The organism is Burkholderia sp. Bp8994, from assembly GCF_003853805.1.
GTDB lineage: Bacteria > Pseudomonadota > Gammaproteobacteria > Burkholderiales > Burkholderiaceae > Burkholderia.
Map to the genome: position 1 here is coordinate 110082 of NZ_QTQH01000020.1, position 13289 is coordinate 123370.

The following is a 13289-nucleotide window of genomic DNA, read 5'->3' on the forward strand; positions in this document are numbered from 1 at the left end:
CCGCGTGCCGGTTTTCACACGATCAAGAAGGAGTATTCCCATGTTGAAAGGCAACCTCGCCGGACTGATGAAGCAAGCGCAGCAAATGCAGGAAAACATGAAGAAGATGCAGGAGCAGCTTGCGCAGATCGAAGTCGAAGGGCAGTCGGGTGCCGGCCTCGTCAAGGTGACGATGACCTGCCGCAACGAAGTGCGTCGCGTGGCGATCGACCCGAGCCTGCTGGCGGACGACAAGGACATGCTCGAGGATCTGGTCGCGGCCGCGTTCAACGATGCGGTGCGCAAGGCCGAAGCGACGTCGCAGGAAAAGATGAGCGGCATGACGTCGGGCCTGCCGCTGCCCCCGGGTTTCAAGCTGCCGTTCTGAGCGCAGCCTCCGTTCAGCTTTCAGCCGCCGTATGAAACAGCCGTCCGCCCTGTCCGCGCTCGTCGAAGCGTTGCGCGTATTGCCCGGCGTCGGGCCGAAATCCGCGCAACGCATGGCGTACCACCTGATGCAGCACGATCGGGAGGGCGCGGAACGGCTCGGCCGGTCGTTGCTGTTCGCGACCGAGCACCTGCAGCACTGCGAGAAGTGCAATACCTTCACGGAGGCGCAGATCTGCGAGGTGTGCAGCGACGAGGAGCGTGATCCGACGCTGCTGTGCGTCGTCGAGACGCCGGCCGACCAGATCATGCTCGAGCAGACGATGACGTACCGCGGGCTGTATTTCGTGCTGATGGGGCGGCTGAGCCCGCTCGACGGGATCGGCCCGAAGGAAATCCATTTCGACCGCCTCGTGCGGCGTGCGTCCGACGGTGTCGTCAAGGAGGTCGTGCTCGCGACCAACTTCACGAACGAGGGCGAAGCCACCGCGCACTACCTCGGCCAGACGCTGAAGGCGCGCGGGCTCGCGGTCACGCGCCTCGCGCGCGGCGTGCCGGTGGGCGGCGAACTCGAGTACGTCGACGCGGGCACCATCGCCCGCGCGATGCTCGACCGCCGCACGATGTAAGCCGGGCGCCGCCGGCCGGCGGCGCCGTTCCTCATGCCAGGGAGACACATGAGCACCAGCCAGGGCCCGCTCGCGGGCGTCAAAGTGCTCGAATTCGGGACGCTGATCGCGGGGCCGTTCGCGTCGCGCCTCTTTGCCGAATTCGGCGCGGAAGTGATCAAGATCGAGGATCCGAACGGCGGCGACCCGTTGCGCAAGTGGCGCAAGCTGCATCCGGAGCAGGGTGGCACGTCGCTGTGGTGGTCGGTCCAGGCACGCAACAAGAAATCGGTCACCCTCAACCTGAAATCCGATGCCGGCAAGACGATCGCGCGGCAACTCGCGCGCGAGGCCGACATCGTGATCGAAAACTTCCGCCCGGGCCTGCTCGAGAAGCTCGGGCTCGGCTACGACGTGCTGTCGGCTGACAACCCCGGGCTCGTGATGGTGCGCCTGTCCGGTTACGGGCAGACCGGCCCGTACCGCGACAGGCCCGGCTTCGGCGCGATCGCCGAATCGATGGGCGGCTTGCGCCACATCACCGGCTATCCCGATTTGCCGCCGCCGCGCATCGGCATCTCGATCGGCGACTCGATCGCCGCGCTGCACGGCGTGATCGGTGCGATGATGGCGCTCCACCACCGCAACGTGAATGGCGGTGCGGGGCAAGTGGTCGACGTTGCGCTGTACGAAGCGGTGTTCAACATGATGGAAAGCGTGGTGCCCGAGTACGGCGTGTACGGGATGGTGCGCGAGCGCACCGGCGCGTCGCTGCCGGGCATCGTGCCGTCGAACACCTACGCGTGCCGCGACGGCAGCATCGTGATCGGCGGCAACAGCGACCCGATCTTCAAGCGGCTGATGAAGGCGATCGAACGCGACGACCTCGCCGACGATCCCGCGCTCGCTCGCAACGACGGCCGCGTGCCGCGCACGCAGGAGATCGACGACGCGATCGCCGCTTGGCTCGCGCCGCGCACGATCGACGACGCGCTGGCGGTGCTCAACGCGGCCGACGTGCCGGCCGGGCGCATCTACAGCGCCGCCGACATGTTCACCGATCCGCAGTTCATCGCGCGGCAGATGATCCAGCGTTTCAAGCTGGCCGACGGCACCGACATTCCGCTGCCGAACATCACGCCGAAGCTGTCCGGCACGCCGGGCGAAACACGCTGGCTCGGGCCGGAACTCGGCGAGCATACGGACGAGGTGCTGCACAGTCTCGGCTACGACGCGCAGGCGATCGCCGCGCTGCGCGAGGCCGGCGCGATCTGAGCGCCGCGCACTCGGCGCTGCGCGTCAGGTTTGCCGAACGGGCATCTCGTCACGGCGGCCCTTCGAGGGGAAAAACCGGGCGGCACCGCGTTTTCCCGAACCTGCAAACGCCGCCGCGCGATGCGACGGCGCACCGCGCGCGCGTCGTGCGTGCGGGCCTGTCCGCACCCGCCGGACTGTCGCTCTCGCGCCATCTTTCCTCGGTTACAATCGCCGGATGCGAATCCTACTCAGCAACGACGACGGCTATCTCGCCCCCGGTCTCGCCGCGCTCAGCGACGCGCTGCAGCCGCTTGCCGACCTCACGGTGATCGCGCCCGAGCAGAATTGCAGCGGCGCGTCGAATTCCCTGACGCTGTCGCGGCCGCTGTCGGTGCAGCGCGCGACGAATACGGGTTTCTTCTACGTGAACGGCACACCGACCGATTCGGTGCACGTCGCGCTGACCGGGATGGCCGACGCGCGGCCCGACCTCGTCGTGTCCGGGATCAACAACGGCCAGAACATGGGCGAAGACACGCTCTATTCAGGGACAGTTGCGGCCGCCACCGAAGGCATCATGTTCGGCGTGCCGGCCATCGCGTTTTCGCTGGCCGACAAGGGCTGGGCGCATCTGGCGGATGCGGCGCGCGTCGCCGCGGAAATCGTCGAGCACTTTCTCGCGCATCCGCTGCCCGGTCAGCCGCTGCTGAACGTCAATATTCCGAATCTGCCGTACGACGAACTGAAAGGCTGGCAGGTCACGCGCCTCGGCAAGCGTCACCCGTCCCAGCCGGTGATTCGCCAGACCGACCCGCGCGGCGAGCCGGTCTACTGGATCGGCGCCGCGGGTGCGGCGCTGGACGCGAGCGAAGGCACCGATTTCCACGCCGTCGCAAACGGTTTCGTCTCGATCACGCCGCTGCAGCTCGATCTCACGCATACGCAAATGCTGCCTGCAACGCGCGAATGGGCGCGCGCAGGAGGGCGGGCTTCATGAGCGGCGAGCGCGCGAAGCGGTTCCCGCTCGCGCTCGAAGATCTCAAGCGAGCGCCACGCAAATCGGAGGGCCGGGCCGGTGAACGCCATGCGGCGAGCGCGGTGCCGAAGGCCGTCGACAAGCCCGCTGCCGTGCTGAAGCCGGTGGCGGTGAAGGCGGGCGTCGCCCGCACGGTGCCTGGTGCGGCCGCCGCGAAGCCGGCGAGCGCACCGAAGCCGACCGCGCTGAAGCCCGCGATGCCGAAGCCGGCGGCGCCGAGCGTCGCGCCGGCCGGTGCATTCGCGTTGACGTCGGAACGTGTGCGCGAGCGCATGGTCGAACGCCTGCGCGCGAACGGCGTGACCGACGCGCGCGTGCTGGATGCGATGGCCGCGGTGCCGCGCCACCTGTTCGTGGATCCCGGGCTCGCGACGCAGGCGTATGAGGATGCCGCGTTGCCGATCGGCCACCAGCAAACGATTTCAAAGCCGTCGGTCGTCGCGCGCATGATCGAGCTCGCGATGGCCGGCCGCACGCTCGAGCGCGTCCTCGAGATCGGCACCGGTTGCGGCTACCAGGCCGCGGTGCTGAGTCACGTGGCACGCGACGTGTATTCGATTGAGCGCATCAAGCCGCTCTACGAGCGCGCGAAGCTGAACCTGCGGCCGCTGCGTGTGCCGAACATCCGTCTGCATTACGGCGACGGGCGTGTCGGCCTGCCGTCCGCGGGCCCGTTCGACGCGATCGTGATCGCGGCGGCGGGGCTCGACGTGCCGCAGGCGCTGCTCGAGCAGCTCGCGATCGGCGGGCGGCTCGTCGCGCCGGTCGGCGCGCAGAGCGGGCAGCCCCAGGTGCTCACGCTCGTCGAGCGCGTCGCGCACGCGCAATGGCGGGAGTCCCGGCTTGATCGCGTTTTCTTTGTCCCTTTAAAATCCGGAGTGATTTGAAACCGATGAGTATGTTGCGCGCGATGCAAAACAACCGAACCAGGGAACCGCTCACGTTCGCCCAGCGCGCGATCTGTGTGGCTGCGTTCTCCACGCTGCTGGCCGCCTGTGCGACGCGGCTCGACAACGCGCCCGTCGTCGACCGCTCCGGATCGCTCGGCACGACCGCCGCCGCGCAGCCGGCAGTGCCGCTCGGCCCGCCGCCGCCCGGCTTCTACCGTGTGAAACCGGGCGATACGCTGTACCGGATCGCGCTCGAGAACGGGCAGAACTATCGCGACATCGCCACCTGGAACAACCTGGCGAACCCGAATCAGATCGAAGTCGACCAGCTGCTGCGTGTCGCGCCGCCGGGCGGTGCCGCGCTTGCCGGCTCGCCGGCTGCCGCACCGATCACCGGCGCCGCCGTCGCGACCGCGCCGCTCAGCAGCGGTCCCGCGACGCCGGCCGCGGGCTCGTCGTCCGCGAGCACGCCGCCGGCTGCCGCCGCATCGAGCGACACGGCAGCCGCGCCGAGCGGCCCCGTGACGTTCGCATGGCCCGTGCGCGGTCCGGTGCTGAACGGTTTCGACGACGCGAAGAACAAGGGCGTCAATATCGGCGGCACGTCCGGCGAGGCCGTGAAGGCGGCGGCCGACGGCCGCGTCGTCTACTCGGGCAACGGCCTGCGTGGCTATGGCAACCTCATTATCATCAAACACGATGCAACTTACCTCACGGCGTATGCACACAATCGCGCTTTGATGGTAAAAGAGGGGGACGCGGTAACGAAGGGGCAGAAGATCGCCGAGATGGGTAACAGCGATGCCGACCGCGTGATGCTGCATTTCGAGGTTCGCCGGCAGGGTAAACCTGTCGATCCGCTGAAGTATTTGCCGCCTCAATAACCGAGACGACCATGCCGAAATCGAAGCGCCACGAGCCGCAAGCCGAATCTGAGAAGATCAGTCGTGCCACGCAAGCATCGGTGGAGCGAGCTGGCGCTTCGACGGACGACGAAGACGACGTCGCGGAAAACGAACGTGATCTCGAGGCACGCGACGCCGAAGCGGACGGCGACGACGAGCACGAAGGCCGGGCGGAAGCCGCGCCCGACGTCGACGATTTCCGCGCATTGCTGCAGGCCGAACTCACGGCCGACACGATCCAGCATTACCTGAACCGTATCAGCGTGAAGCCGCTCCTGACCGTCGAGGAGGAGCAGCGCTATTCGCGTCTTGCGAAGGCCGGCGAATTCGAGGCGCGGCAGGTGATGATCGAGCGCAACCTGCGTCTCGTCGTCAGTATCGCGAAGGGTTACCTGAACCGCGGCGTGCCGCTGCTCGACCTGATCGAGGAGGGCAACCTCGGCCTGATGCACGCGATCGAGAAATTCGATCCGACGCGTGGCTTTCGGTTCTCGACCTACGCGACGTGGTGGATCCGGCAGAGCATCGAACGGGCGATCATGAACCAGGCTCGCACCGTGCGTCTGCCCGTGCACGTGATCCGCGAACTGAACCAGGTGCTGCGCGCGAAGCGCCACCTCGAAAAGAATTCGATGTCGACGGGCGAGGCGGCCGAGCGCCGTGAAGCCAGCATCGACGACATCGCCTATCTCACCGGCAAGACCGCCGAGGAAGTCACCGACATCCTCGCGCTCAACGAGCACACCGCGTCGCTCGACGCGCCGCTCGATCTCGATCCCGCGAGCAGCCTGCTCGATCTGCTGCCCGACGACCAGAGCCAGTCGCCCGACGCGGAGGTGCAGCACCGCGAACTCGAGACGCTCACGCGCGCATGGCTGTCGCGGCTGTCGGACAAGCATCGGCACGTGATCGAGCGCCGCTTCGGCCTGAACCACATCGAACCGGCCACGCTCGAGGAGCTGGCCGACGAGATGGGGCTCACGCGCGAGCGCGTGCGGCAGATCCAGCAGGAAGCGCTGGTGCGCCTCAAGCGGTTCTTTGCCTCCAATGGCGTGCGCAAGGACGCCGTTCTGTAACTGATGACACCGATTCTCGTTTTTGACATCGAGACCATTCCCGATGTCGACGGCATTCGCCGTCTTGAAGACCTGCCCGCGACGCTGGACGATGCCGCGGTGGCCGAACATGCGTTCGCCGCGCGCCGCGAGAAGACCGGCAGCGATTTCCTGCCGCATCACCTGCAGCGCATCGCGGCGATTTCCTGCGTGTTCCGCGACAACAACGGTTTCCGCGTTCGGTCGTTGGGCACGCCGCAGGACAATGAGGCGACGCTGGTCCAGTCGTTCTATCGCGTGATCGAGAAATACACGCCGCAGCTCGTGTCGTGGAACGGCGGCGGCTTCGATCTGCCGGTGCTCCATTACCGAGCGCTCGTACACGGGATCCCCGCGACGCGCTACTGGGATCTGGGCGAGGACGACCGCGAGTTCAAGTGGAACAACTACATCTCGCGTTATCACTCGCGGCACACCGACCTGATGGACGTGCTCGCGATGTATCAGGCGCGCGCGAATGCGCCGCTCGACGCGCTCGCGAAGCTGTGCGGCTTCCCGGGCAAGCTCGGAATGGACGGCAGCCAGGTGTGGCCGGCGTTCCAGGATGGCCGGATCGAGGAAATCCGCAACTATTGCGAAACCGACGTCGTCAATACCTACCTGCTGTATTGCCGGTTCCAGCTGATGCGCGGCGGCCTGACGCCGAGCGAATATGCGGACGAGATCCTGCTCGTGAAGAATTCGCTCGCGCAGGAGCCCGCGTCGCACTGGGCCGAATACCTGGCCGGTTTCGACGCGTGACGCGGGCGGCCCGCATGGCGGCCGCGATCAATTTCGATCGAGTTCGAGCACGACCGGCTGGTGATCCGATTCGCGCGCGTCGCCGTCGATTTCGCAGCGCGTGACGTGCGGCAGCAGCGTATCGGTCACGAACACGAAGTCGCATGCGAGCGGCCCGTCGGACCATTGCGCAGTGTCGTAGACGCCGGCGGTCGGCGGCGGCGTGCGGCCCGGGTGCCGGGCGATCCACGCATCGACGAACGACGGTGCGTCGGCGATCGGCTCGAGCATGCGCCGGTACGCGTCGCTGCCGAACGCGCTGTTGAAGTCGCCGCAGAGGATGGCATCACGCGGTTGGCCGGTCTCGCTGAACGGCCCCGTGGCATTTTCGGCCGGCGCAGGCTGGTCGGCATGCGCACACGCTTCGCGGTGCCGGGCGCGCAATGCGTCGACCTGCGCGAGTCGCTGGCGCGCCGAATAGAATTCCAGATGCGTCGTGACGACCCGCAGCCGACCCGACGGTAACACCAGTTCGACGTCGAGCGCGACGCGCGGCATGGAAGGCGCGTCGGCGTCTGCCGGCCACGGCAGCAATTGGCGCAGCACGCGCCCGATCGGCAGCCGGGTCGCGACCGCATTGCCGAACTGGCGGCGCGGTGCGCCGGGTTCGAGCGGCGGCAGGTCGGCGCCGACCGCTTCGACGATCGCATAACCGGGCAGCAACGCCGCCAGTTCGGCGAACTGGTCGGGGCCGGGCTGGCCGGGCAGTGCGCCGAAACCGCGCGTGACTTCCTGCAGGCACAGCACGTCGAAGTCGCCAAGCCGGCGAGCGGCGGCGATCGTGCGCGGCAGGTCGACGACGCCGTCCGCGTCCCGACCCCATTGGATGTTCCAGTCGATCAGTCGCATGGTCGATTCTCCCGAGTCTCCTGAGTCTGTTGTGAGCAGAACGTGTGCCGCCGGCTGAGCTCGCGAGAGGCCGCGCATGCGGGCCGGCGGCGGGCTGCCTGCAGGTCGTTCCCGCATGACGCGGCGCGGCAGAGGCGTCAGTATTGACGCTTGCGCCACGAAAGCGGGCGACGCGGGCTTTCGTCGTCTACAATCTCGCCTTCTTCAACGTTTTGTCAGGAAAAGCTGGTGTCCGAAGCCGTCCCCACTTCTGCGCGCAAATCGAAAAATGCGCCCGTCGCGCCCGGGCCTGCCCCGGTTCTCGAGATCGAATCGCTCGACATGGAAGCGCGCGGTGTCGGCCGCACGGCGACCGAGGACGGCACGCCGGGCAAGGTCATCTTCGTCGAGGGTGCGCTGCCCGGCGAGCGCGTGACCTATTCGAGCTACCGTCGCAAGCCGAGCTACGAGCAGGCGACCGTTGTCGACGTTCTGCGCCCGAGCGTGCTGCGCACGGAGCCGAAATGCAAATTCTTCGGCACCTGCGGCGGCTGCTCGATGCAGCACCTCGACATGCGCGCGCAGGTCGCGATCAAGCAGCGCGTGCTCGAGGACAACCTGTGGCACCTGTCGAAGCTGCGCGCCGAGACGATGTTCGCGCCGATCCACGGCCCGTCGTGGGGCTACCGGTACCGTGCGCGCCTGACCGTGCGCAACGTCGCGAAGAAGGGCGGCGTGCTGGTCGGGTTCCATGAAAAGAAGAGCAGCTATGTCGCCGACATGACGAGCTGCGAAGTGCTGCCGCCGCACGTGTCGGCGATGCTCGTGCCGCTGCGCCGGCTGGTCGAGGGGCTGTCGATCCGTGACCGGATGCCGCAGATCGAGCTCGCGGTCGGTTCGCAAGTCACGGCACTGGTGCTGCGCGTGCTGGAGCCGATCAATGCGGACGACGAAGCGCTGCTGCGCGCGTTCGCCGACGAGCACAAGGTGCAGTTCTGGCTGCAGCCGAAGGGCCCGGACACGGTGACGCCGTTCTATCCGCTCGACGTGCCGCTCGACTATACGCTGCCTGAGTTCGGCATCCGCATGCCGTTCAAGCCGACCGACTTCACGCAGGTCAACCATCAGATCAACCGCGTGCTGGTGGGTCGCGCGCTGCGCCTGCTCGCGCCGTCGCGCGACGATCGCGTGCTCGACCTGTTCTGCGGGATCGGCAACTTCACGCTGCCGCTCGCGCGGCTGTCGCGCGAGGTGATGGGCATCGAAGGCAGCGAGACGTTGACGACTCGCGCGCTCGCGAATGCGCGCGAGAACGGCGTCGACGGCCATACGACGTTCGCGTGCCGGAACCTGTTCGAGGTGACGGGCGACGACCTGCGTGCGCTCGGCGCCTTCGACAAGTTCCTGATCGACCCGCCGCGCGAAGGCGCGCTCGCGGTGTCGAAGGCGCTGGCCGAAATCGCGCAGAGCGGCGAAGGCCCGCTGCCGAAGCGCATCGTCTACGTGTCGTGCAACCCGTCGACGCTCGCGCGCGACGCAGGCCTACTCGTGCACGAGGCCGGCTACCGGCTGAAGGGCGCCGGCGTCGTGAACATGTTCCCGAATACGTCGCACGTCGAATCGATCGCGCTGTTCGAGCGCGACTGAGCGGGCGGCGGACGTAAAAAAACCGGCCCGAGGGCCGGTTTTTTCATCGGGTACGGCGAACGTCAGTTGCGGTTGCCGCCGAAGATGCCGAGCAGCGCGAGCAGGTTCGTGAACACGTTGTACAGGTCGAGGTAGATCGCGAGCGTGGCCGAGATGTAGTTCGTCTCGCCGCCGTTCACGACACGCTGGACGTCGAACAGCATGTAGGCCGAGAAGATCGCGATCGCGAGCACCGACACGGTGAGCATCAGCGCCGGCAGTTGCAGGAAGATGTTCGCGACCGACGCCAGCAGGATCACGATCACGCCCATGAACAGCCATTTGCCGAGCCCGGAGAAGTCGCGCTTGCTGACCGTGGCGATCGTCGCCATCGCGGCGAAGATGATGCCGGTGCCGCCGAACGCGAGCATGATCAGCGACGGGCCGTTCGAGAAGCCGAGGATGAAGCTCAGCAGGCGCGACAGCATCAGGCCCATGAAGAACGTGAAGCCGAGCAGCACGAACACGCCGGCCGCGCTGTTTTTCGTCCGCTCGATCGCGAACATGAAGCCGAACGCGATTGCGAAGAACGCGAGCAGGCTCATCATCGGGCTCGTGGCCGCGAACAGCGAGAATCCCGTCGCGACGCCGACCCATGCCCCCAGCACCGTCGGCACCATCGACAGCGCGAGCAGCCAGTACGTGTTCCGCAGCACGCGATTGCGAACCTCCGCGGTGCTGACGGAGCCGCCGCGGCCGAAATTGTACGGATAGTCGTTCATGGTTTCTCCTAACATTGAACGCATGGGCGTCCGGGGCCGGTTCGGCGCGCGCGGTGTGCGGCGCAGCAAACCGGAGCAGCTATGGCTAAGATACGTTCCGTGCCGCGAGGTTTCAATGCCGGGCGGCGCAAAAAACATATGGATTTGGAACCTTTCACTCGTGTAAGGGTTCAATCGCAATGATACACGGGATCGTGCTACAATAGCGGATTCATTTGAACCTGTAACTTCTTAATTTCTTGGAGTTTTTATGGCAATCGAGCGCACCCTGTCGATCATCAAGCCGGATGCGGTGGCAAAGAACGTGATCGGCCAGATCTACAGCCGTTTCGAAGGCGCCGGCCTGAAGATCGTCGCATCGCGCATGGCACACCTGTCGCGTGCGGACGCAGAGAAGTTCTACGCAGTTCACGCAGCACGTCCGTTCTTCAAGGACCTCGTCGATTTCATGATCTCGGGCCCGGTGATGATCCAGGTTCTGGAAGGTGAAGGCGCGATCCTGAAGAACCGCGACCTGATGGGCGCGACGGATCCGAAGAAGGCGGAAAAGGGCACGATCCGCGCCGACTTCGCCGACAGCATCGACGCGAACGCCGTGCACGGCTCGGACGCTGCCGAAACGGCCGCGGTCGAAATCGCGTTCTTCTTCCCGGAAATGAACGTCTACTCGCGCTAAGCCCTGGCTGGCAACAAGTAGGCAGGATTCAGCGCACGCGGCAAGGCAGCACATCATGACGAGCGAAACTTCCGTCAATCTTCTCGACTTCGATGCCGAGGGTCTTGTCGCGTACTGCGGCAGCCTCGGCGAGAAGCCGTTCCGCGCCAAGCAGTTGCAGCGCTGGATCCATCAGTACAACGCCGGCGATTTCGACGGCATGACCGATCTCGCGAAGTCCCTGAGAGAAAAGCTCAAGGGCCGCGCGTCGATCGTGATGCCCGATATCGTCAGCGATCACGTTTCCACCGACGGCACGCGCAAGTGGCTGATCGACGTCGGAAACGGCAATGCGGTCGAAACCGTTTTCATCCCGGAAGAGACGCGCGGCACGCTGTGCGTGTCGTCGCAGGCCGGGTGCGCGGTCAACTGCCGCTTCTGCTCGACGGGCAAGCAGGGCTTCTCCCGCAACCTGTCGACAGCCGAAATCATCGGTCAGCTCCGGATGGCCGAGTTTGCGCTGCGTGCGTCGCTGGGTCGCGCACCCGGTCCGAACGGCAAGGCCGAACGGGTCGTCACCAACGTGGTGATGATGGGCATGGGCGAGCCGCTGCTGAATTACAGCGCGGTCGTGCCCGCGATGCGGCTGATGCTCGACGACAACGCGTACGGCCTGTCGCGCCGCCGCGTCACGTTGTCGACGTCCGGCGTGGTGCCGATGATGGACCGCCTCGGCGCCGAATTGCCGGTCGCGCTCGCCGTTTCGCTGCACGCGCCGAACGATGCGCTGCGCGACGAACTGGTGCCGCTCAACAAGAAGCATCCGCTTCGCGAGCTGATGGCCGCGTGCCAGCGCTATCTGAAAGTCGCACCGCGCGACTTCATTACTTTCGAATACTGCATGCTCGACGGCGTCAACGACACCGAAGCGCATGCGCGCGAACTGCTGGCCGTCACGCGTGACGTGCCCTGCAAGTTCAACCTGATCCCGTTCAATCCGTTTCCGGAATCGGGCCTCATCCGCTCGAAGCCGGAGCAGATCAAGCGCTTTGCACAGGTCCTCATCGACGCGGGTGTCGTCACGACCGTGCGCAAGACGCGCGGCGACGACATCGACGCCGCGTGCGGCCAGCTGGCCGGCGCCGTGAAGGACCGCACGCGCCTGGCGGAGCGAACGGGCGCAGCAGCAAAAATCATCGAAGTTCGGGCGATCTGACGGGGACGCCTGGTCGGGGCCGCATGGGTGCGGATGCCTGGACTTCTTGCGGTACAACACGCGAATAGCGATCGGTCGCGGCGCCTCGGCGCCGCGCATGATATGGACAGTTGCGGGAGCCGGCGGCGCCCGCCAGTGAAGAAGAATCGACGCGAGGACAAGGATGAGTGAGCCGCAGCCGACCAACGGCGCAGAGACGAATGCCGCGAAGCCGGCACCGGCGGGGCTTGAAACGCTGGCGGCCGTCGGCAGCCGGCTGGCGCAGCTCCGGGAGGCGAAGGGCTGGACGGTCGACGACGTGTCGGCGCGGCTCAAGGTCGCTCCGCAGAAGCTGCGTGCGCTCGAGGCTGGCGACATCAGCCATTTGCCCGGCGTGACGTTCGCGCTCGGCGTCGTGCGCAGCTACGCGAAGATGCTCGGCGTCGATCCGGAGCCGTTCGCCCATGCATTGCGCCGCGAGCGTGGCGTGCAGGAAGTCGATCTGTCGATGCCCGCGTCGTCGGGGACGGATCTGCCGCGCGGCCGCGTGTCGATTCCGCTTGGCGGGTCGTCGCACCATCATCCGTGGCTGTGGGGGACGGCGATCGTCGTCGTCGCGGTGATCGCGGTACTCATGTGGCACACTGGCGGCGATTCGTCGAGCTGGCTCGCGCGCTTCAAGGGCGGCGGTACCGAACACGCGTCGGCGGCCAGCGCGCCGGCGGCGTCTTCCGTCGAAGCGGCAGCCGCGGGCGGCGCGTCGGCGGCAGCCGTCAACGAAGCCCCGGCGCAGGTTGCGGCATCCGCCGTGGCGCCGCAGGCCGTTGCGTCGGCTGCTCCGGCTCCGGCCTCGGCCCCGACGGCCGCCGTGCCCGCGTCGCAACCGGTCGTCGCGCCGGCCGCGGCGAGCAGCGCGGCCGTGCCGGCCCAGCCCGCGAGCGTCGTGGTCGCGGCAGGCCAGTCGATGGTCGAACTGAAGGTCAAGCAGGATTGCTGGTTCAGCGTGCGCGACAAGAGCGGCAAGGAACTGTTCTCGGCGCTGGTGCGGGCCGGCGAGACGAAGCAGGTCGCCGGCGACGGTCCGTTCAAGGTCACGATCGGCAACAAGGCAGGCCTTGATACGGTCGCGTTCGACGGAAAGCCGGTCGATCCGGCAAAATATTCGGCAGCGCGGGGTAACGTGGCGCGGTTCACGCTGCCCTGACGTCAAGCGCCGTGGCGCAGGCCTGTCCCGGACAGGCCGCGA

14 protein-coding genes are annotated in these 13289 nt (G+C 66.7%); 12 read left to right on the forward strand and 2 right to left on the reverse strand.

Going from position 1 to position 13289, the window contains the following annotated elements; translation table 11 throughout:
* The first annotated feature begins 40 nt into the window (after positions 1 to 40).
* The 8 genes from DIE04_RS22275 to DIE04_RS22310 all read left to right on the forward strand — a co-directional run bounded on the left by DIE04_RS22275 (position 41) and on the right by DIE04_RS22310 (position 6918).
* A complete protein-coding gene (locus DIE04_RS22275) occupies positions 41 to 367 on the forward strand; it encodes a YbaB/EbfC family nucleoid-associated protein (RefSeq protein ID WP_006755698.1) in 327 nt (108 codons plus the stop codon).
* Between the two features lie 31 nt (positions 368 to 398).
* Complete coding sequence (gene recR / locus DIE04_RS22280) at positions 399 to 995, forward strand: recombination mediator RecR (protein WP_044847271.1); 597 nt, start codon at positions 399 to 401, stop codon at positions 993 to 995.
* A 48-nt stretch (positions 996 to 1043) separates the two neighbouring features.
* Positions 1044 to 2249: a CaiB/BaiF CoA-transferase family protein gene (locus DIE04_RS22285; RefSeq protein WP_124520219.1), complete on the forward strand. Its 1206-nt coding sequence runs from the start codon at positions 1044 to 1046 to the stop codon at positions 2247 to 2249.
* 217 nt (positions 2250 to 2466) lie between these two features.
* Positions 2467 to 3228, forward strand: coding sequence for a 5'/3'-nucleotidase SurE (gene surE, locus DIE04_RS22290; RefSeq protein WP_124486298.1), 762 nt, complete (start codon positions 2467 to 2469; stop codon positions 3226 to 3228).
* Entirely contained in the window at positions 3225 to 4154 is a 930-nt protein-coding gene (locus DIE04_RS22295) for a protein-L-isoaspartate(D-aspartate) O-methyltransferase (protein WP_044848975.1), read from the forward strand. The genes surE and DIE04_RS22295 overlap by 4 nt, the downstream gene beginning before the upstream one ends.
* 5 nt (positions 4155 to 4159) lie before the next feature.
* The gene (locus DIE04_RS22300) at positions 4160 to 5041 is read left to right on the forward strand and encodes a peptidoglycan DD-metalloendopeptidase family protein (protein WP_044848976.1); all 882 of its coding nucleotides are present in this window, start codon (positions 4160 to 4162) and stop codon (positions 5039 to 5041) included.
* Between the two features lie 11 nt (positions 5042 to 5052).
* Entirely contained in the window at positions 5053 to 6138 is a 1086-nt protein-coding gene (gene rpoS / locus DIE04_RS22305) for an RNA polymerase sigma factor RpoS (protein WP_040144287.1), read from the forward strand.
* A 3-nt stretch (positions 6139 to 6141) separates the two neighbouring features.
* Positions 6142 to 6918 (forward strand): 3'-5' exonuclease, encoded by a 777-nt coding sequence (locus tag DIE04_RS22310; RefSeq protein ID WP_044848977.1) that lies wholly within the window; start codon positions 6142 to 6144, stop codon positions 6916 to 6918.
* Between the two features lie 27 nt (positions 6919 to 6945).
* On the opposite strand, the gene DIE04_RS22315 is transcribed toward DIE04_RS22310, so the two are convergent.
* Positions 6946 to 7806 (reverse strand): endonuclease/exonuclease/phosphatase family protein, encoded by an 861-nt coding sequence (locus DIE04_RS22315; RefSeq protein ID WP_124520220.1) that lies wholly within the window; start codon positions 7804 to 7806, stop codon positions 6946 to 6948.
* A 228-nt stretch (positions 7807 to 8034) separates the two neighbouring features.
* Here DIE04_RS22315 and rlmD point away from each other — a divergent pair, with 228 nt between their 5' ends.
* Positions 8035 to 9432 (forward strand): 23S rRNA (uracil(1939)-C(5))-methyltransferase RlmD, encoded by a 1398-nt coding sequence (gene rlmD, locus DIE04_RS22320; protein ID WP_124520222.1) that lies wholly within the window; start codon positions 8035 to 8037, stop codon positions 9430 to 9432.
* Between the two features lie 62 nt (positions 9433 to 9494).
* Here the strand turns inward: rlmD and DIE04_RS22325 are convergent, their stop codons facing one another.
* Entirely contained in the window at positions 9495 to 10193 is a 699-nt protein-coding gene (locus DIE04_RS22325; protein WP_006761414.1) for a Bax inhibitor-1/YccA family protein, read from the reverse strand.
* Between the two features lie 250 nt (positions 10194 to 10443).
* Here DIE04_RS22325 and ndk point away from each other — a divergent pair, with 250 nt between their 5' ends.
* The 3 genes from ndk (at position 10444) to DIE04_RS22340 (ending at position 13247) form a co-directional block, all read left to right on the forward strand.
* Entirely contained in the window at positions 10444 to 10869 is a 426-nt protein-coding gene (gene ndk, locus DIE04_RS22330) for a nucleoside-diphosphate kinase (RefSeq protein ID WP_006478674.1), read from the forward strand.
* 55 nt (positions 10870 to 10924) lie between these two features.
* Complete coding sequence (gene rlmN, locus DIE04_RS22335) at positions 10925 to 12064, forward strand: 23S rRNA (adenine(2503)-C(2))-methyltransferase RlmN (protein WP_044848980.1); 1140 nt, start codon at positions 10925 to 10927, stop codon at positions 12062 to 12064.
* Between the two features lie 163 nt (positions 12065 to 12227).
* On the forward strand, positions 12228 to 13247 hold the full coding sequence (locus DIE04_RS22340) for a helix-turn-helix domain-containing protein (protein ID WP_124486301.1): 1020 nt from the start codon (positions 12228 to 12230) through the stop codon (positions 13245 to 13247).
* Positions 13248 to 13289 lie beyond the last annotated feature (42 nt).